Origin of the sequence: Myxococcus sp. CA039A (assembly GCF_013336645.1) — a bacterium.
GTDB classification, from domain to species: Bacteria; Myxococcota; Myxococcia; order Myxococcales; family Myxococcaceae; genus Myxococcus; species Myxococcus llanfairpwllgwyngyllgogerychwyrndrobwllllantysiliogogogochensis.
In genome coordinates this window covers 1-18,903 of the sequence record NZ_JABUMQ010000223.1, presented here as the reverse complement: position 1 = coordinate 18,903, position 18,903 = coordinate 1, and the positions used below count along the sequence as shown (strand labels likewise).

The 18,903-nt window shown below is 68.8% G+C and carries 8 protein-coding genes; 6 read left to right on the top strand and 2 right to left on the bottom strand.

The genetic code is table 11. The features are described from left to right. The first annotated feature begins 12 nt into the window (after nt 1-12). The 3 genes from HR086_RS31105 (at nt 13) to HR086_RS31095 (ending at nt 9,525) form a co-directional block, all read left to right on the top strand. Nucleotides 13-7,671, top strand: coding sequence for an amino acid adenylation domain-containing protein (locus tag HR086_RS31105; protein ID WP_373564379.1), 7,659 nt, complete (start codon nt 13-15; stop codon nt 7,669-7,671). 39 nt (nt 7,672-7,710) lie between these two features. After that, nucleotides 7,711-8,499, top strand: a complete 789-nt coding sequence (locus HR086_RS31100) for a DUF4336 domain-containing protein (protein WP_174467451.1) — start codon at nt 7,711-7,713, stop codon at nt 8,497-8,499. Between the two features lie 96 nt (nt 8,500-8,595). Then, nucleotides 8,596-9,525 carry a hypothetical protein gene (locus tag HR086_RS31095; protein WP_174467450.1) on the top strand — a complete coding sequence of 310 codons (930 nt, stop codon included), beginning with the start codon at nt 8,596-8,598 and terminating at the stop codon, nt 9,523-9,525. Here HR086_RS31095 and HR086_RS31090 read toward each other — a convergent pair. Beyond that, nucleotides 9,522-10,523: an N-acetylmuramoyl-L-alanine amidase gene (locus HR086_RS31090; protein ID WP_174467449.1), complete on the bottom strand. Its 1,002-nt coding sequence runs from the start codon at nt 10,521-10,523 to the stop codon at nt 9,522-9,524. The genes HR086_RS31095 and HR086_RS31090 overlap by 4 nt on opposite strands. Before the next feature lie 149 nt (nt 10,524-10,672). On the opposite strand from HR086_RS31090, the gene HR086_RS31085 reads away from it, so the two are divergent. Continuing rightward, a complete protein-coding gene (locus tag HR086_RS31085) occupies nt 10,673-14,242 on the top strand; it encodes a DEAD/DEAH box helicase (RefSeq protein ID WP_174467448.1) in 3,570 nt (1,189 codons plus the stop codon). 93 nt (nt 14,243-14,335) lie between these two features. Here the strand turns inward: HR086_RS31085 and lon are convergent, their stop codons facing one another. Beyond that, complete coding sequence (lon, locus tag HR086_RS31080; RefSeq protein WP_141647087.1) at nt 14,336-16,825, bottom strand: endopeptidase La; 2,490 nt, start codon at nt 16,823-16,825, stop codon at nt 14,336-14,338. A gap of 259 nt (nt 16,826-17,084) precedes the next feature. Here lon and HR086_RS31075 point away from each other — a divergent pair, with 259 nt between their 5' ends. Beyond that, nucleotides 17,085-18,299, top strand: coding sequence for a vWA domain-containing protein (locus HR086_RS31075; RefSeq protein WP_174463663.1), 1,215 nt, complete (start codon nt 17,085-17,087; stop codon nt 18,297-18,299). A 171-nt stretch (nt 18,300-18,470) separates the two neighbouring features. Beyond that, nucleotides 18,471-18,903: ImuA family protein (locus HR086_RS31070; RefSeq protein ID WP_373564378.1), on the top strand; the 433-nt coding region annotated here is incomplete at its 3' end.

Below are 18,903 nucleotides of genomic sequence, written 5' to 3'. Positions count from 1 at the left end.
CTGGTGGGGTACGTGGTGGGGACGGGGTTGGACGCCAGCGTGGTGAAGGAAGGGCTGCGGAGGAAGCTGCCGGAGTACCTGGTGCCGACGGTGGTGGTGGTACTGGAGGCGCTGCCGCTGACGGCGAATGGGAAGGTGGACCGCGGGGCGTTGCCAGCACCGGAGGACGTGACGCAGGCCGTGGAGGAGTACGAGGCGCCGCGAGAAGGGATGGAAGCGAAGCTGGCGGAAGTCTTCGCGGAGGTGCTGGGCGCGAAGCGAGTGGGGAGGAAGGACGACTTCTTCGAGCTGGGCGGGCACTCGCTGCTGGCGACGCAGGTGGTGGCGAGAGTGCGCGCGCTGACCGGCGTGGACCTCCCGCTGCGCACGCTCTTTGAAGCACCTACGCTCGAAGCCCTGGCCGCGCGCATCGACTCCTCGCGCGAAGCAGGTCCGTCGTCCGAGGCGTTTCCCTTGGTCGCGCTGCCGCGCACGGGGATGCCGCCGTTGTCCTTCGCGCAGCATCGACTGTGGTTCTTCGACCAGCTCTCTCCGGGCAGCGCGGCCTACAACATCCCCATCCACCTTCAAGTGGAAGGTGCGCTGAACCTCGTTGCCCTCCAGCGAGCGTTCTCCGCGCTGGTGGCGCGGCATGAGGCGCTGCGCACCACCTTCGCCCTGCATGAGGGCGAGCCTGTTCAGGTCATCCACCCTCCCACGGACTTCCCGCTCGCGGTGGAAGACCTCGGTCAACTGACTGAGCTGGAGCGAGAGGCAGAGGTTCGTCGTCGAGCTGTCGAGGACTCGCTGCGTCCGTTCGACCTGGGACAGAAGTGGCTCGTGCGAGCCACGTTGTCGCGGCTGGAGCCCGAGGTGCATGTGCTCTCGCTGGTGATGCACCACATCATCGCGGATGGCTGGTCCCTCGGCGTGTTGGTGCGCGAGTTGAGCACGCTCTATGTCGCCTTCTCCGAGGGCCGTGCTTCACCGCTCGCCGCGCTCCCGGTGCAGTACGCGGACTACGCACGCTGGCAGCGCGAGTGGCTGAGTGGTGAGCGACTGGAAGCGCAGCTCGACGGCTGGCGCAAGCGCCTGGCGGGAGCACCTCCCCACCTGGAGCTGCCCACGGATGGTCCAAGGCCCGCGATTCTGTCGCACCGGGGCGCCACGGTGCCGGTGCGACTTTCGAGGGAGCTGAGCGACGCCATCGGAGCACTGGCCCGCGCCGAGGGGGCCACGCCTTTCATGGTGTTGCTCGCGGCGTTCCAGGTGTTGCTGGCGCGCTATTCGGGTCAGGAAGACGTGAGCGTGGGCTCGCCCATCGCGGGCCGGAGGTACGCGGAGACGGAGGGCCTCATCGGCTTCTTCGTCAACACGCTGGTCCTGCGAGCCCAGGCACGGCCTCGGGACACGTTCCGTGAGCTGCTGGCCCAGGTGCGGGAGACCACGCTGGGCGCCTACGAGCACCAGGACCTTCCGTTCGAGAAGCTGGTGGAAGCGCTCCATCCCGTGCGCGACCTGAGTCGCACCGCGCTGTTCCAGGTCCTCTTCGTCCTTCAGAACGCGCCGGTGGAGGCCCTGGAGCTGCCCGCGCTGTCGTTGAAGCCGGTGCCGACCGAGGGCACGGAGTCCGCGCGCTTCGAGCTGTCGTTGAACCTGAGTGAGTCGGCCGAGGGTTTCGCGGGGACGCTGCTGTTCAACTCGGACCTGTTCCTGGAGTCCACGGCGGCCCGGATGGTCTCCCACCTTCAGGTCTTGCTGGAGTCCATCACCGCGAACCCGGAGCAGCGCCTCGCCGCGCTCCCGCTGATGACGGCCTCCGAGCGTCGACACGTCCTGGAGTCCTGGTCCACCGCGACCGCTGATGCCCCGTTCGAGTCCGCGCTGCTGCACCAGCTCATCGAACGACAGGTGGCTCGCACACCGGACGCGCCGGCTGTGCGCTGCGAGGAGACGGTGCTCTCGTATCGGCAGCTCGATGCTCGGGCGAATCAGCTCGCGCATCATCTGCGAGCTTTGGGCGTGGGACCGGACGTCCCGGTGGCGCTGTGCCTGGAGCGAAGCGCGGAGCTGGTGGTCGCGTTGCTGGGTGTCCTGAAGGCGGGTGGCGCATATGTGCCGCTGGAGCCGTCGCAGCCCGCCTCTCGCCTGTGCCTGATGGTGGAAGAGGTCGCCGCGCCCGTGGTGGTGACGGAGTCACGTCACGCGGCCTTGTTCCAGGCCTGTGGGGCGCGGCGAGTGCAACTGGACACCGAGGCCCAACAGCTCGCTCAACAGCGAGTAGATGCTCCGGACCATCGAGGTGCGTCGGAGAATCTGGCGTACGTGTTGTTCACGTCGGGGAGCACCGGGCGCCCGAAGGGCGTGGCCGTGTCGCATGGCGCGCTCGTCAACTACGTCCAGGCCGCGACGGAGCGGTTGAAGTTGAGCGAGTGCTCCAGCTTCGCGCTGGTGTCCACATTCGGCGCGGACCTGGGGAACACGGTGTTGTTCCCCGCGCTGTGCACGGGTGGTGTGCTGCATGTGCTCACCGCGGAGCGCGCGGGGAATCCCGTGGGAGTCGCGGAGTACTTCCAGCGTCACGGCGTGGACTGCGTGAAGATCGTCCCCGCGCATCTGTCCGCGCTGTTGACTGCGCCAGCACCGGCTCGGGTGCTTCCGCGCAAGAGACTGGTGCTGGGAGGCGAGTCATCCACCTGGGCGTTGCTGGAGCAGGTGCGTGCCCTGGCCCCGGAGTGCGAGGTGTTCAACCACTACGGCCCCACGGAGACGACGGTGGGGGTGCTCGCGGGTGGGGTTGATACGGGCGAGGCGATTGTTGCGCCTCACTCGACGCCCGCTCGTGCGGATGCGGGTCCGTCGACACGACGGGGTGCGGTGCCCTTGGGTCGACCCCTGGCGAATGCGCGGGTGTATGTGCTCGATGACGAGCTTCGGCCGGTGCCAGTCGGTGTTCCGGGCGAGCTGTTCATCGGAGGGGCGCAAGTCGCGCGTGGCTACCTGTCGCGCGCCGAGCTGACGGCGGAACGGTTTGGTCCAGACCCGTTCAGTGCCGTGCCGGGCGCGCGGATGTACCGCACGGGGGATCGCGTGCGGTGGCTCGCGGATGGGCGGGTGGAGTTCCTCGGCCGCTCTGACTTCCAGGTGAAGGTGCGCGGCTTCCGAGTGGAGCCGGGAGAAGTGGCCGCGGTCCTGCGCGAGCATCCCTCGGTGAAGGATGCGGTGGTGGTGGCCCGTGAGGACACGCCTGGAGACCAGCGCCTGGTCGCGTACGTCCTCGCGGGTTCGGGGCAGGCGACGGAAGTGGGGGCGTTGCGAGGGTTCCTCCAGGAGCGTCTGCCGGCGCACATGGTGCCCTCGGCCTTCATGTGGCTGGACGTGTTGCCGCTGACACCGAACGGAAAGTTGGATCGTCGAGCGCTGCCAGTGCCCGAGTCCGGAGCCGTGGTGTCGGGAGCCGCGCATGTTCCGCCCGCCACGCCGATGGAGGAGGCGCTGGCTTCCATCTGGGCAGAGGTCTTGCGAGTCGAGCGGGTGGGTCGACACGATGACTTCTTCGCCTTGGGTGGACATTCGCTCGTCGCGACGCGAGTGGTGGCTCGTCTGCGTGCATCGCTGGGAGTGGAAGTCCCCCTGCGAGCGCTCTTCGAGGCGCCCACGCTGGAGGCGTTGGCGAGGAAGGTGGACCAGGTCGCGCGAGCCGTCTCGTTGCCCGCGCTGCGACCTTCGCCTCGGAAGAGCGCGCTGCCGTTGTCCTTCGCGCAGCAGCGACTGTGGTTCCTGGATCGGCTTGAACCGGGGAGCGTTGCGTATAACGTTCCGACGGCACTCCGGTTGGATGGGCCGCTCGATGTGGATGCGCTGGAGCGAGCCTTCGCGGAAGTGGTGCGTCGTCACGAGAGCTTGCGCACCTGCTTCCCTGATGAAGGAGGTGTCCCCGTCCAGGTCATCCAGCCTCCGACGGCGTTCCAGCTTCAGCGAGTCGAACTGCCCGAGGATGAAGCCACGGTGCTGCGCTGGGTGGGTGAAGAAGTCGCAAGGCCCTTCGACCTGAAGAGTGGGCCGCTGCTGCGAGTGACGCTGGTGAGGTTGTCAGCGGAGTCGCATGTGTTGGTGGTGGTGCTGCACCACATCGTGTCGGACGGGTGGTCGACAGCGGTGCTGGTGAGGGAGGTGGTGGCGCTCTACGAGGCGTATGCGGCGGGGAAGCCGTCACCGCTGGGCGAGTTGCCGGTGCAGTACGCGGACTACGCGGCCTGGCAGCGCGGCTGGCTGCAGGGCGACGCCCTGGAGAAGCAGCTGTCCTGGTGGCGCCAGGAAATGGCAGGGGCCGCCCAGGCCCTGGAGCTGCCCACTGACAGGCCTCGCTCCTCGAATGGTTCCGCACGCGCGGCCGCCGTTCCCATCCGCATCCGTCGCGAGTCCACCGAGGCGCTGCGTGCTCTCTGCCAGCAGGAGGGACTCACGCCCTTCATGGGCATGCTGGCCATCTGGCAGTTGCTGCTGGCCCGCTACTCCGGCCAGGACGATGTCTGCGTGGGTTCGCCCATCGCCGGCCGCCGCTTCGCGGAGCTCGAAGGGCTCATCGGCTTCTTCGTCAATACGCTCGTCCTCCGCGCCCGCATCGACTCCCGTGCCACCTTCCGCGAGCTGCTCGCCCAGGTGCGCAAGAACACCCTGGCTGCCTACGAGCACCAGGACATCCCCTTCGAGAAGCTCGTCGAGGAGCTCCAGCCCGAGCGCAACCTGAGCCGCTCACCGCTCTTCCAGGTCATGTTCGAACTGCATGCCCTGGGCGAGTCGCGGCGCTCGCACGCGGGCCTGGAGCTGTCGCCCCTTGCCCTCAACCCTGGCAACGCCAAGTTCGAGCTCATCCTCGATATGGGCTTCGTCGAGGACGGGAGCCTGGAGGGACGGCTCGAGTACAATACGGACCTGTTCGACGCCTCCACGGCCGAGCGAATGATGCGGCACCTGGAAGTGCTGATCTCGGCCGTGCTGGCCCGCCCGGATGCGCCGCTCGCCACCTGCTCTTTGTTGCCCGGCGAGGAGCGCGAGCAACTGCTGTCGCGGTGGAGTGGCACCCAGGCTGCCTTCCCGCATCAGGCCTGCCTCCACGAGCTGGTCATCCCGGCCTCGCGCGACCTCGACTCGGCGGCCATCGAGTCCAGCTCCGGCGCGCTCACCTACCGCGAGCTGGAGCGCCGCGCCAATCAGCTCGCCTGGCACCTGCGCTCCCTGGGCGTGGGCCCGGAGGTCCGCGTCGCCCTGTGCATGGAGCGCTCGCCGGAGCTGATCGTGAGCATGCTCGGCGTCCTCAAGGCCGGCGGCGCCTACGTGCCACTCGACCCGATGCAGCCTCCCGTGCGTCTGGCCTTCCTGCTCCAGGACTGCGGGGCCACCGTGCTCCTCACCCAGCAGCCGTTCGCGGCACGCCTGCCCGCCTTCTCCGGCGCCACGGTGTGCGTCGACATGGCCGAGCTCTCCCGCCAGCGAGAGGACGCCCCTGTCTCCGGAGTGATGGCGGAGAACCTCGCCTACGTCATCTACACCTCGGGCTCCACCGGCCAGCCCAAGGGCGTGCTCATCACCCACCGCGCCGTCTGCAACCTCGTCCACTGGGAGAAGCAGGCGTATGCCCTGGGGCCGTCCAGCCAGGTCCTCCAATTCGCCAACCCCAGCTTCGACCTCTCCGTCGAGGAGATCTTCAGCACGTTGACCGCGGGCGGCACCCTGCATGTCCTCACCACCGAGCAGGCCATGCCAGGGCCGGCGCTGCACGAGCTGCTGCGGCGCTCGTCCATCTCCGTCCTCAGCCTCACCCCCGCGGTGCTGGCGGCGACCGCCGCCGAAGAGCTGCCGGCGCTGCGCACGGTCATCTCTGGCGGCGAGGCCTGCTCGGCCGAGCTCGTGTCGCGCTGGGCTCCGGGCCGGACCTTCCTCAACACCTACGGCCCCACCGAGGCCACGGTGGTGGCGACGCTCTGCGAGTGCGCGCCGCAAGAGGGACAGCCGCCGCCCATTGGCCGCCCCCTGACGAACGTGCGGGTGTACGTCCTCGACGAGCGCCTGGAGCCCGTGCCCGTGGGCCTGCCCGGTGAGCTGTTCATCGGCGGGGTGCAGCTCGCGCGCGGCTACCTCGACCGTCCGGAGCTGACGGCGGAGAGCTTCATCCCGCACCCGTTCAGCACCGAGCCCGGCGCGCGTCTCTACCGCACCGGCGACGTGGTGCGCTGGCGGGCGGATGGGCAGCTCGCCTTCGTCGGCCGCGCCGACGACCAGGTGAAGCTCCGCGGCCTGCGCATCGAGCTGGGCGAGGTGGAGTCCGCGCTGCACCAGCACCCGGAGGTGCGCGAGGCCATGGCCCTGGTGCGCGAGGACGTCCCCGGCGACAAGCGACTGGTTGCCTACGTCGTGCCACGCCAGGGGGCGGGGCTCGAGCCCCTCTCCCTGCGTGGCTTCCTCCAGGAGCGGATCCCCAAGTACATGGTCCCCTCTGCGTTCGTGGTGATGGCAGCCCTGCCGCTCACGGCCAACGGCAAGGTGGATCGCCGTGCGCTGCCCGTGCCGGATACCACCCGAGCCGCGCAGGACCGGTACGAGGCGCCGCGCAATGACAAGGAGCAGCAGCTCGCCGCCCTCTGGAGCGAGGTCCTCGGCGTCGAGAAGGTCGGCATTCACGACGACTTCTTCGAGCTGGGCGGGCACTCATTGCTGGTGACGCAGGTGGTCGCGAGGGTGCGCGCGCTGACCGGCGTGGACGTCCCCTTGCGTGCGCTCTTCGAGGCACCCACGGTGGAGCAGCTCGCGTCCTGGCTGGAAGGGACTCGCGCGGGTGGCGCGGTCAGAGACTGCGTGACGTTGCAGGCGGAGGGCTCGGGCACGCCGGTGTTCTTCGTTCACGCGGTGGGGGGCGCGGTGGGCCCCTACCGGCTGCTCGCGCGCACGCTGGGAACGGAGCGGCCCTTCTACGGGCTCCAGGCGCCTGGGCTGGACGGAGACGAGGCGCCGTTGGAGCAGGTGGAAGCGTTGGCTCGTCGCTACATCGCATCCATGCGCACTGTGCAGCCAGAGGGTCCCTACCTCCTGGGCGGCTGGTCCATGGGTGGCGTCATCGCTTTCGAGATGGCGCGTGAACTGGAGCGACAGGGGCAGCAGGTGGAACAACTCGTGCTCCTCGACAGCTTCGCTCCAGGGGACGAATCCCTCATGACCGCGCCCGAGGACGCGCTGTTGCTCACGGGCATGGCGATGGATCTGGCGCGTACGGTGGGCGCGGAATCGACGCTGCGTCCGGAGTTGCTCATGGGCCTCACGGAAGACGAGCAGTTCGCCCGATTCGCCGAACATGCACGTGTCGCCGGCTGGCTGCCTCGCGAGGTCCAGGACACCGACCTTCGAGCCTGGCGAGATGTGACGCGAGCAAACCTCCGAGCACTGTCCACGTATCGTCCAGGACCCTACGCCGGGCCCATGCTGCTTCTCCGCGCGAAGGACGCGAGGCGCGAGCGGGCCGTGGACGCGAACCATGGGTGGTCGCGCTGGGTCCCACAGGGGCAGCTCAAGCTGGAGGACGTCGCCGGTGACCATTACAGCATGCTGCGAGCGCCGTACGTCCATGCACTGGCCTCGCGACTGGCGCGCATCCTCGGGGACGAAGAGGCTGACGAGGACCGGGACGCGGGCACATAGTCGAAGTGCACGTCGTCCCGGAGTTGTTATGACAGGGCCATGACGACTGGAAACCGCGAGAGCGCCCACGAACTCAGCGAGTGGACCGATGGGATACGTCCCTATGGTCCACTCTCGACGCTCAAGCCGCTCGCCGAGGGACTCTGGTGGGTGGACGGGCCCGTCGCGAAGATGAGCTATGGCCCGGTGACGCTGCCATTCCCCACGCGCATGGTCATCATCCGGCTGCGCTCGGGGGGCTTGTGGCTCTGGTCTCCCACGGCGCCCACGCCCGAGCTGTTCGCGGAGGTCGATGCGCTCGGCCGTGTCGAGCACCTCGTGTCGCCGAACCGGTTCCACTACGCGGCCATCCCAGCCTGGAAGGCGCGCTACCCGCACGCGACGGTCTGGGCCTCGCCGGGAGTTCGTGAGCGTGCACGCTCGCAGAAGCTCGATGTTCCGTTCGACGCCGACCTCCAGGATGGCGCCCCCGAGGTCTGGGCGAATGACTTCGAACAGCTCATCTTCCGAGGGAGTCGCTTCGTCGAAGAGGTCGTGTTCTTCCACAAGGACTCCGCGACGTTGATCCTCGCGGACATGGTCATGGCGCTCGAAAAGGAGCGCATCCGGCCTCGCTTCCGGTGGCTGCTCACCCTCGGTGGCACCATGTGGCCGGGACAGACACCTCGTGAGGTGCAGGCGACAGCCTGGGGACGAAAGCCTCAAGCGCGTGCCTGCTATCAGCAAATGCTTGGATGGCAGCCTCAGCGGGTGCTCTTGGCGCATGGTCGCTGCTATCTCGACGACGCGGTGGCCCAGCTCGAGCGTGCCTTCGCCTGGCTGCGCTGACCCTCCATCGTGACCGGCGAGTGAACCATGCGACCTGAATCAGGAGATACGAGAGCCTGCGCCATCTGCGGGAGCACGGACCCGGATCGTCTTTCAGTGAAGATCGATGGCTCCGTCTGCCCATTCCCTGAAGACGATGAACTCTCGCGCTTCAGTGACGCGCGGCTGCACCTCGACTGCCTCTCCCGCTGGGAACATCGGATTCGCTTCTCTCGGGGCTACTACGACCTTGCGAGAGACGAAGCGCCAACCGGTGGTCCTGTGCGATCCCTACTTCTAGCGGAGGGAGACGCTTGGGTCTTCACGTCCTACACCCTCGGCCGACGTGAAGTGAGGCGTGAGCCCACCTCGTTGACCATTCAGCTCGCTGACTGGCCGGTCCAAATCTACTTCTTGGCCGCGATGTGGCCTGCCCCGCTCACCCGGAGGCTGCGAAGCAAGCGCGTGGGTGACGTGTGGGAAGTGGCCAATGAGGCCATGAACCAAATCATCCAGCTCGCGCCCGACATGGACGCGCTGCGGGAGATGTACCGACAAGCCATCGAGCGTCGGGCTGTAGCTCCGTTCAGCCCCCCCAAGAGAGAGGGCTTCGTGCGGAGATATCGCAAGACGAGAAGTTATCTCCCCCCCTTCACCCCCGAAGAACAGGCTGTCCTGGATGACCTGACGGCCAGGCGTCACGCCAGGGGGAAGCGCCTTTCGTCCGAAATCCTCCTGGAGAGCTGGTTGCGATTCGCGGAGGACGTGGGCGACACCAAGAGCCTGGCGGAGGAGTTCGCGGAGTATCTGTATCGGCGCGATGCGGTGGAGCATCTGCTGGGCGAATGCTCTGCTCCTCTCGTGGAGAAGCTCAGGTCCCTGGTCGCCGCTGCCGATGAGAAGTACCGGGCTGCGACGGTCGATGATGCGGGACGCGCTCTCTCCAGGTGGTGGTCGGTCGAAGCGGGAAGTGACTGGTGGTGGCAGCGTCGTCCCACCACCGGGCCACTCAGTGACCTCCTCGACAGTCGAAGGGACAGAACCTAGCGGCTGTTCGCCTGGGGCGCGGCGACGAGAGATGGCGTGAAGGCGTCCACGAGCCCCTGGGTCACCGCGGAGCCAAAGGCCTCCAGCGTGCGCTCCTCGCGCCACCGCGCGGCCTCCTCGAAGTCGAGCGCATGGTGCGTCTCGATGATGACGGAGGGGATGGTCGGCTTGCGCAGCACGAAGATGCGTCGGTGCGTGGGCTCTCTCGCTACGAAGACCCCGGCCTGCGCGGAGTCAGCGGCATAGAGCCCCGTGTAGTCCACGCCGTCGTAGTGCAGGAATCCCACCTGGGACAGGTTCCGGGCGAGCGCCCGCGCCAGCATGGCCCGTCGTGCTTGGAGGGGCGGATCGGCCTCCTCGGACCAGAGCACGCTGAACCCAGGCGTCTCATCTTGCCGGTTGCACTCCTGGCCCGCCGTGGGTGACCACGGGTGCGCCGTCCCCCGGGAGTCCGAGTGCAGACTCACCAGCACATGCGCGCCCCAACGCTCGGCCTCCGCGAGCCGGTCCGCGTAGGCGACCCGCTGCCCCGACTTGCGGCTGATGCGCACGTCGAAGCGCCCCGTGGCTTCCAGGCGCCGAGCCAGGTCCTCCGCCACGCGCAACGTGAAGACCTCTTCGTCCTCACAGGTGACGGACCGGGTGCCGGTGTTCCCCTCCGCCCCATGTCCCGCGTCCAGGTACACGCGCTGCTTGCCGAAGCCCTGGGGAAAGCGTGCCGACACCAGCGTCAGGGGCGCCCCGGAAGCGGGCCATTTCGGTGACGAGCGAAGGGCCTCGGGCTCCCCGGACGGCGGCTTCGTCGGAGGTTCGACGACCACGCCCTTGGGTTCGGCCGGCGCGGTGGGAAGGGAGGTGCGGTTGCCCTCCACCGACTCCTTCACCGCGGCCGGGTCGACGGGCAGGGGGGCCGGTTTCGCCTCCGTCGAGGCTCGCAGGCACGCGGGCCCGGCGAGCAGGATGAAGCCCAGTCCCCACACTCCAGCGGATTTGGTCATGGCAGGTGCGACGCCTGGCAAGGGAGCGTCGTTCCGCAGTGTGCCGTGGAAGGGCAGGAAAGCGGAAGTCGTGGAAGGAGGGTTGCCTGCCTGTCCGCCTCGCCGTGGCGCTTGCGTTTCCCCGCCGCTTCGCGAAGAAGCGAAGGGCCATGTCCGTGGAGCGCCCGCAGCCTGTTCCCTCGTCTGTCCCACACTTCGCCACGGAGGGCGCACTGCGGTCCTGGTTGCGGGAGCAGGGCATCGAGCATCTGTCCCGCTTGAGCCTCACGGTGTTGACGCCCCTGGTGGACGCCGCGCTGTTGCCCCAGGCCCGTCCAGCGACCGCGCGCCGCCGCCTGGTGGAGATGCTCAGCGAGGAGGCGCGGACCCGCTGGAGCCAGGAGTCCCTCCCATCTCCGAAGATGAAGGAGCTGCTCCCGCTGCTCGCATGGCGCTTCGTGGAAGAGGAGCGGCGGAACGCGGAGCAGACCCGGGCCTCGCTCCCCGAGCGCCTCGCGCCCCCTCAGGACGTTCGCACGCACCGCGTCCACGGCCTGCTCCTGGACCTCCGCTCCCGCGCGCCCGGCACCGTCGCTCCGCGTCCCACGAGCGCGCTGAGTCGCGACGCGCTCCAGCTCGACCCCGAGCTCCCGGGCTTCCGCTTCCGTGAGACGCGCTGCTCGGAGCTGCCCTACGGCGCGCAGATGGGGTTCATCCTTCCTGAGGCGAGCCTGACCTTCACGCCCACCTCCGTGCAGGCCGACTGCACCTGTGGCGCGCCGCCCTGTGTCCATCTGCTCGCGGCCATCGACACGGTGCTGCTGTGGCTGCGTCAGCCCTGGACGGAGGGCTTCGGCGAGACGCTCGATGAGCTGGTGCGGCCGGGGTGGGACCGCACACTCCGGGCGCTGGAGCGCGCGCTCGACGAGGGGCTCGGAAGCGGTTCGGGCGTGGAGGTCTCCTGGCGCGTCGATGTCATCGAGGGCTACGGCGTGGAGGTGCATCCGTACGTGCACCGGCGCACCAAGAAGGGCCAGCGCTCGACGGGGGCGAAGGTGAGCCGGCGCAAGCTGCTGCAAGAGCACGGCGCGCAGCTGTCCTCCCTCGACGCGCGCCTCGCGTCCTTGCTCCCGGACAACGACGGGCCCGCCTCGCGCGCGCTGCTCGTCGAACTGGTGGACCATCCCCGGCTCTACCAGGAAGGGACGCAGGACCTGCTGGTCCAGGTCGAGCGCGCCAAGGTGGGCATCGTCGCGGTGGAGCGGGGTGGGGCGGTCGTCGTCACCGCGGGGATGGAGGGCGCGACGTTGTCCGCGTCGATGGTGGACCGCGTGCGCAAGTCGAAGCCCGAGGAGGCCCTCTTCCTCTGGGACGAGGGCGCGCGTCGGCTCACGCTCCTGGACGTGGGCCCGGAGGTCCGCGCGCTCGTCACGGTGCTCCAGCGCCACGGCAACGTCTTCCCGCCGGAGAGCCATGGCGTGTTGCTGGAGAAGCTGGCGAAGCTGGCCGTGCGCCTGCCCGTGGCCCTGCCTCGCGGAGTCATGGGTGAGCGCGTCCCCGTGCTCCAGCTTCCGGTGCTGCGGCTCGAAATCGAGCCGGGCGGCGCGGTGCGCGTGGACCTGCGCGTGCGTGCCCTCCCGGACAGCGCCTCCTTCATCCCTGGCGAGGGACCCCGGGATGTCTACGTGCGCCGTGGCAACGACGCGGTCCACACGGTGCGCGACTTCGTGAAGGAACTCGCGCTGGCCGAGTCGCTCCAGACGCGCCTGCCCTTCGGCCTCGCGGAGCCGCAGGTGATGCCTTTCTCCTATTCGTTCTCGGGAGTGCAGGGCGCGCTTGCACTGCTCGCCGCGTGTCAGGAGCTGGAGCCTGCTCCGGAGCTGGAGTGGTTGGGCTCGCCGCTGCGAATCGCGGCCCACCGTGGCGCCAGCGCGCTCCAGATTTCCGTCGAGCGCAAGCGGGACTGGTTCGGAATGCTCGGCGGGCTCGCGGTGCAGGGGGAGCGCGTGGAGCTGGCGCGGCTGCTCGATGCCGCGCGCCGCAAGGAGCGCTTCGTCCTGGTGAAGGACCAGACCTATGTGGAGGTCGAAGAGGCGCTGCGCCAGCACCTGGAGCGACTGGCGGACCATGCCCACCAGTCGCGGCACGGACTGGAAGTGGGCCCGGCCGCCGCGGAGTCCCTGTCCGCCCTGAGTGGCGCGGGGGCCGCGCTGGAAGCGGACAAGACCTGGCAAGGGCTCGTCCAGCGCATCTTCGCCGCGAAGGAGCTGAAGCCGAAGGTGCCCGCGACGCTGAAGACGGAGCTGCGCGACTATCAGGCGGAGGGCTTCCGTTGGCTCACGCGGCTGGCGTCATGGGGCGCGGGCGCGGTGCTGGCGGATGACATGGGCCTGGGCAAGACGGTGCAGGCCCTGGCCGTCCTGCTGGAGCGCGGCAAGCTGGGGCCCGCGCTGGTGCTGGCGCCCACCTCCGTGGCCTTCAACTGGATGGACGAGGCGAAGCGCTTCGCGCCCTCGCTGCGGATGCGGCTCTTCTCCGAGGCGGCGGACCGGGGCGGTCTGCTCGAACGGCTGGGGCCTCGGGACGTGCTCGTCATCAGCTATGGCCTGCTGACGCGCGACATCGGCCGGCTGTCCGAGCTGCGCTTCGCCACCATCGTCTTCGACGAGGCCCAGGCACTGAAGAACGCCGGCACGCATCGCTTCCGCGCCGCCAGGGCGCTCCAGGGAGACTTCAAGTTCGCCCTCTCCGGCACCCCGCTGGAGAACCACCTGGGAGAGCTGTGGAGCGTGTTCTCGCTCGTCTTCCCGGGGCTGCTCGGCAGTCACGAGGCGTTCCGCACCCGGTTCGCGATTCCCATCGAGCGACGGGTGGACCCGACGGCGGCCCCCGCGCTCGCTCGCGTGCTGCAACCCTTCCTGCTTCGCCGCACCAAGGCCCAGGTGGAGGCGCAGCTTCCCCCGCGCACCGACGTGCGTGTGCCCGTCGTGTTGTCCTCGGCGGAGTGGACGCTGTACGAGGACGCGCGACTGGCGGCCATCTCCTCGCTGGAGTCTCGTCCGGAGGTCATGCGCGAGCGGCGTGAGCGCGAGCACGAGCAGCGCTTCGAGGTGCTCGCGGCCCTCACCCGGCTGCGGCTGTTGGCCTCGCACCCGCGCCTCTATGACGCCGCGTCACGCGTGGAGTCCTCCAAGCTGGAGCGCTTCCTGGAGCTCGTCGAGGAGCTGCGCTCCGAGGGCCACCGCGCGCTGGTCTTCAGCCAGTTCACCTCGCACCTGGCGCTGGTGAGAGAGGTGCTGGACGCGCGGGGCATCACCTACGAATACCTGGATGGGCAGACGGCCCCCAGGGCCCGCGCGGAGGCGGTGAAGGCCTTCCAGGAGGGCACCGCGCCGCTGTTCCTCATCTCCCTCAAGGCCGGTGGCTTCGGCCTCAACCTCACCGCCGCGAACAGCGTCATCCACCTGGACCCCTGGTGGAACCCGGCCGTGGAGGACCAGGCCTCGGACCGCGCGCACCGCATCGGCCAGGAGCGTCCCGTCACCGTCTACCGACTGGTGGCGCGCGGCACGATTGAAGAGCAGATGCTCTCCCTGCACGAGCACAAGCGCGCGCTCGTCGCGGACGTGCTCGAGGGCAAGGACGGCGCGGGCCGGCTCTCCACCCAGGAGCTGCTCGGCCTGCTCGCCCAGCGGCTCTCCGGGCCCGACGCGCAGGACACGCCTTCGACGCGGCACTGACGTCGCCGAGAGTCACGTCGGTCCCCGCAAAGACAACGGGCAGGTCCCTCGGAAGAGGAACCTGCCCGTGTCACATCTCAGCGGCCTGCGTGGTTAAGCGCGGACCTCGGGAGAGCTGGCGTCCGCGGCCTGGGGAGGCAGCGGCTCCTTGCCCGGCTCGCCACCCGGCGTCCCCGCCGACGACTTGAACGGCGACGTCTCCAGCGCGGCCTTGAGCACTTCGTCCATCTGCGTGACGAAGATGAACTCCAGCTCGTTCTTGGCCTGATCCGGCACGTCCACCAGGTCCTTGCGGCACCGCTCGGGCAGGATGACCCGCTTGATGCCCGCCCGGTGCGCCGCCAGCACCTTCTCCTTGATGCCACCCACCGGCAGGACCAGACCACGCAGCGTGGCCTCGCCCGTCATCGCCGTGTCGTGCCGCACCCGGATGCCCGTCAGGAGGCTGGTGAGCGCGGTGAGGATGGTGACGCCAGCGGAAGGACCATCCTTGGGGATGGAGCCCGCCGGGAAGTGCAGGTGCAGGTCCGTCTTCTCGAGGAAGTTGGAGCTGATGCCCAACTGCTCGGACTTGCTGCGCAGGTAGCTCAGCGCCGCCGTCGCGCTCTCCTTCATCACGTCGCCCAGCTGGCCGGTGAGCGTCATGCCGCCCTTGCCCGCCATCTTGGTCGCCTCGATGAAGAGCAGGTCGCCACCCGCCGCCGTCCAGGCCAGGCCCGTGGCCACGCCCGGAACCTCCGTGCGCTCCGCGACCTCCGAGTAGAACATCTCGGGCCCGAGGACCTCCTTCACGCGCTCGGAGTCGATGGTCTGCTTGTCCATCTTCCCGCCAGCGACCTCCACCGCCACCGCGCGGCAGATGTCCGCGATGCGCCGCTCGAGGTTACGCACGCCCGCCTCGCGGGTGTACGAGGTGGTCAGCGTCAGCAACGCCTCGTCGGTGATCTCGATGTGATCCGCGCTGAGGCCGTGCTCCCTGAGCTGCTTGGGCACCAGGTGGATGCGCGCGATGCTCTGCTTCTCCTCGAACGTGTAGCCGGACAGCTCGATGATCTCCATGCGGTCGCGGAGCGGACCGGGGATGGGGTCGAGCTGGTTCGCCGTGGCGACGAACATCACCTTCGACAGGTCGAACGGCACGTCGAGGTAGTGGTCGCTGAACGTGTTGTTCTGCTCCGGATCCAGCACCTCGAGCAGCGCCGCGCTCGGATCGCCGCGGAAGTCCGCGCCGAGCTTGTCGATTTCGTCGAGCATCATGACCGGGTTCTTGGTGCCGGCCTTCTTCATGCTCTGGATGAAGCGGCCGGGCAGCGCGCCGACGTAGGTGCGCCGGTGGCCGCGGATCTCCGCCTCGTCACGCACGCCGCCCAGGGACAGGCGCACGAACTTGCGGCCCGTGGCCTTGGCCACGCTCTGACCCAGCGACGTCTTGCCGACGCCCGGAGGACCGACGAGGCACAGGATGGGCCCGCGCATGTCGTTCTTCAGCTTGCGCACCGCCAGGTACTCCAGGATGCGCTTCTTGACCTTCTTGATGCCGAAGTGGTCCTTGTCCAGCTGCTGCCGGGCGTTCTCGATGTCGAGGTTGTCCTCGGACATCTTCGACCACGGCAGGTCGGCGATCCAATCCAGGTAGGTGCGCGCGACGGTGTACTCGCTGGAGGCCGCCGGAATGGTCTTCAGGCGGTTGAGCTCCTTGTTCGCCACCTTCTCCACGTCGGGAGGCAGGGCCGCCTTCTTCAGGCGCTCCTGGAGCTCGTCGAGCTCCTCTTCCTCCTCACCCATCTCCCCGAGCTCTTCCTTGATCGCCTTGAGCTGCTGGCGCAGGTAGTACTCGCGCTGGGTCTTCGACATCTCGCCCTTCACGGCGGAGTCGATCTTGTTGGAGAGCTTGAGGATCTCCCGCTTGCGGTTGAGCAGCTCGAGCACGAGCTTCATCCGCGCCTTGAGATCAACCGTCTCCAGGACGGCCTGCTTCTCCTCGATCGGCACGTCCACGTTGGCGGCGATCAGATCCGCCAGATGGCCGGGGTGGGTGATGCTCTCCACCAGTTCGGTGGCGGCGGCCGGCAGCTCGGGCATCAGCTCGATGACCTCGCGCGCCAGCTTCTTGAGGTTGATGCCCAGGGCCTCCACCTCGACGTTTTCAGCGGAGGTCTTGTCCTCCACCGCGTCGACGCGGGCCTTGAGGTAGGGGGCTTCCTGGACCAGCTCCACCACCCGGAAACGGGCGAGTCCCTGCACCACGAGCGAGTAGTTGTCCTCGCCCATCTTGAGCAGCTTCACGATGCGGGCGACGGTGCCCATGGTGTAGAGGTCGGCGGCGCCCGGATCTTCTTCTTCGGCGCGGCGCTGCGTGACGACACCGATGACCTGGTCGTCGCGTACCGCGTCCTTGATCAGGGCAATGGTCTTCTGACGGCCGACGGCCAGCGGGAGCACGCCGCCGGGGAAGAAGACGCTGTTGCGCAGGGGCAGGATGGGGAGCACCTGCGGGATGTCTTCCTTGTTGATGAGCCCGGGAGGGGCCATCGCGGTGGGCATGGCGCTCGCGGCGGTGCCCTTCTTCTTCTCATCGGACATGAAGTTCGGCCTCTTCCTTCGTCTTCAAGCCCGGCCGTGCGAGCGGCCGAGCCGGTGAACATCTGTCGGTTTCTTGCGGCAGATGAACCAACGTAACAACCAAAACGCCCATGGCAAACGCCGTGTGCGATTTTCCACGTCCAAGTCGGATGCCAGACGCTGCACCTTGTCTCGCGTCCGGGCCTGGGGTGGGGCATGCTCGCCCCCCCAGCCCTGATGCGTCGCGCCGCCTGGGCGCGCCGCCCCCTAGGAGGCCGCCATGAAGTTGAAGCCCTGTGCCCCCCTGCTCCTCTTGCCGGCCCTCTGGGTGGCGTCCTGTACGTCGCCTGTCGACGAGGCGGGATCCACCCTTCCGGGCAAGTGTCAGAGCGAGTCCCCGGTGGTGGCTCCGCAGAAGACGGACATCCTCTTCGTCATCGACAACTCGGCCTCCATGGCCGAGGAGCAGGCCGGCATCGCCACCGAGCTGCCCGCGTTCATCAAGGCCCTCCAGGAGGGCGGCGGCGTGACGCAGGACTTCCGCGTGGGGGTGATCACCACGTCCGTCTACCGGCGGATCCTCTTCCAGGGTGTGGAGCAATACCGCGAATACCCCGCCGAGTCGGGACATCTCCAGGCTGTTCCGGAGGCGGATGGACAGCCCTCGGACGCGCGCTACATCGAGAGCACGGACGAGCACCTGCTGGAGCGCTTCCGTCGGCTGGTGCAGCAGGGCACGGCGGGCAGCGGGCAGGAGTCCCCCTTCGAGGCCGTGCGCCTGGCGGTCTCCGAGCCCCTGGCCAACACCTCCATCGGCGAGGGAGGCAACGGCGGCTTCCTTCGGGACGGGGCTCGGCTGCTGGTGGTCGTGGTGACGGACGAGGAGGACTGCAGCTCCAAGTTGCGTCCGCCTCCGGTCACCGTCCCGGATGACACGTCGGTGGACAAGTGCAGCGAGAACGCGGCGCTGCTGACGTCGGTGGACGAGTACTTCGAGTTCTTCAGCTCCCTGCGGGACTCGAAGGGAGGGCGCCGCGAGGTGCTCTGGGCCACGGTGGGACCGGTGGCGTTGAGCGACAAGCGGGCGGAGCTGGTGCTCGACGTCACGCCGCAGGGCACGTACGTGCGCAACGTGGACTGCCCCACGTCGTACGGGCCCGGGCATCGGCACCGGGCGATGTCGGAGAAGTTCGACACGAAGTTCGACAACCTGGATTCCATCTGCCGGGCGAGCTACCGGGACACGCTGCTGGGCATCGCCGAGCTGGCCGCGGTGGCGCAGAGCCTGGACGTGGTGAACCTGCCGGATCCGCGGCTGGCGCAGGTGGAGCTGACGCGCGCCGGGGGCACGGTGGAGCGGTGCTCGGTGGCCGCGGGCGACCTGACGTACGAGCCGTCCGGCGAGGAGCGCCCCGCGCGCATCTACTTCGGCGGCAGCTGCCTGCGCCGGGCGGATGACGAGAAGGTGGAAGTGAAGGTCATCTGCGCCGGCTAGGACGTGCAGGGGCTTGAGATCCCTGGCCTCGGGCCAGTGGATCCGAGCCGGTGCGTCGTGTCGCCTCACCCATCGCCGTGCGTCCTGGGCGGGCGCACGTCAGACCCGTGAGCATACTGAACTGCCGTCCAGTCGGACGTTCGGTGTGCCGGGTTCCGGCGAGGAGGCGAGATGGGCGCGGCTTTGGAGCAGCGGGTGGGCCCGGCGGGCTCGGCGGGCTCGGTCGTGGACCAGCTCCGGGAGCGGATCCGCCAGTTGCAGGCGGCGCCCCGGCGCTACCTGTCCGTCCTTCGCACGGGGATGGAGGCGGTGGACGCGCTGCTGCCCTCGGGCGGCTTCCCGCTGGGACAGGCGGTGGAGCTGTGCGGAGAGGCGGCCTCCGGGCGGACCAGTCTGGCGCTGAGCGCGGTGGCGGCGGCGCACCGGGAGGAGCGGCTGTGCGCGTGGGTGGATGGGCCGCGTGAGCTCTATCCCCCGGCGGCCGCGGCGCAGGGCGTGGACCTGGAGCGGCTGCTCATCGTTCGTCCCAAGGCGCCCGAGCAGCGGGTATGGGCGGCGGTGCAGCTCGCCCGGAGTGGGGCCTTCGCCTGCGTGGTGCTGGACC

Coding starts and splice junctions, on each gene's coding strand:
- HR086_RS31100 (WP_174467451.1), top strand. CDS start 7,711: ATGACGACTGGAAACCGCGAGAGCGCCCACGAACTCAGCGAGTGGACC.
- HR086_RS31090 (WP_174467449.1), bottom strand. CDS start 10,523: ATGACCAAATCCGCTGGAGTGTGGGGACTGGGCTTCATCCTGCTCGCC.
- HR086_RS31085 (WP_174467448.1), top strand. CDS start 10,673: ATGTCCGTGGAGCGCCCGCAGCCTGTTCCCTCGTCTGTCCCACACTTC.
- lon (WP_141647087.1), bottom strand. CDS start 16,825: ATGTCCGATGAGAAGAAGAAGGGCACCGCCGCGAGCGCCATGCCCACC.
- HR086_RS31075 (WP_174463663.1), top strand. CDS start 17,085: ATGAAGTTGAAGCCCTGTGCCCCCCTGCTCCTCTTGCCGGCCCTCTGG.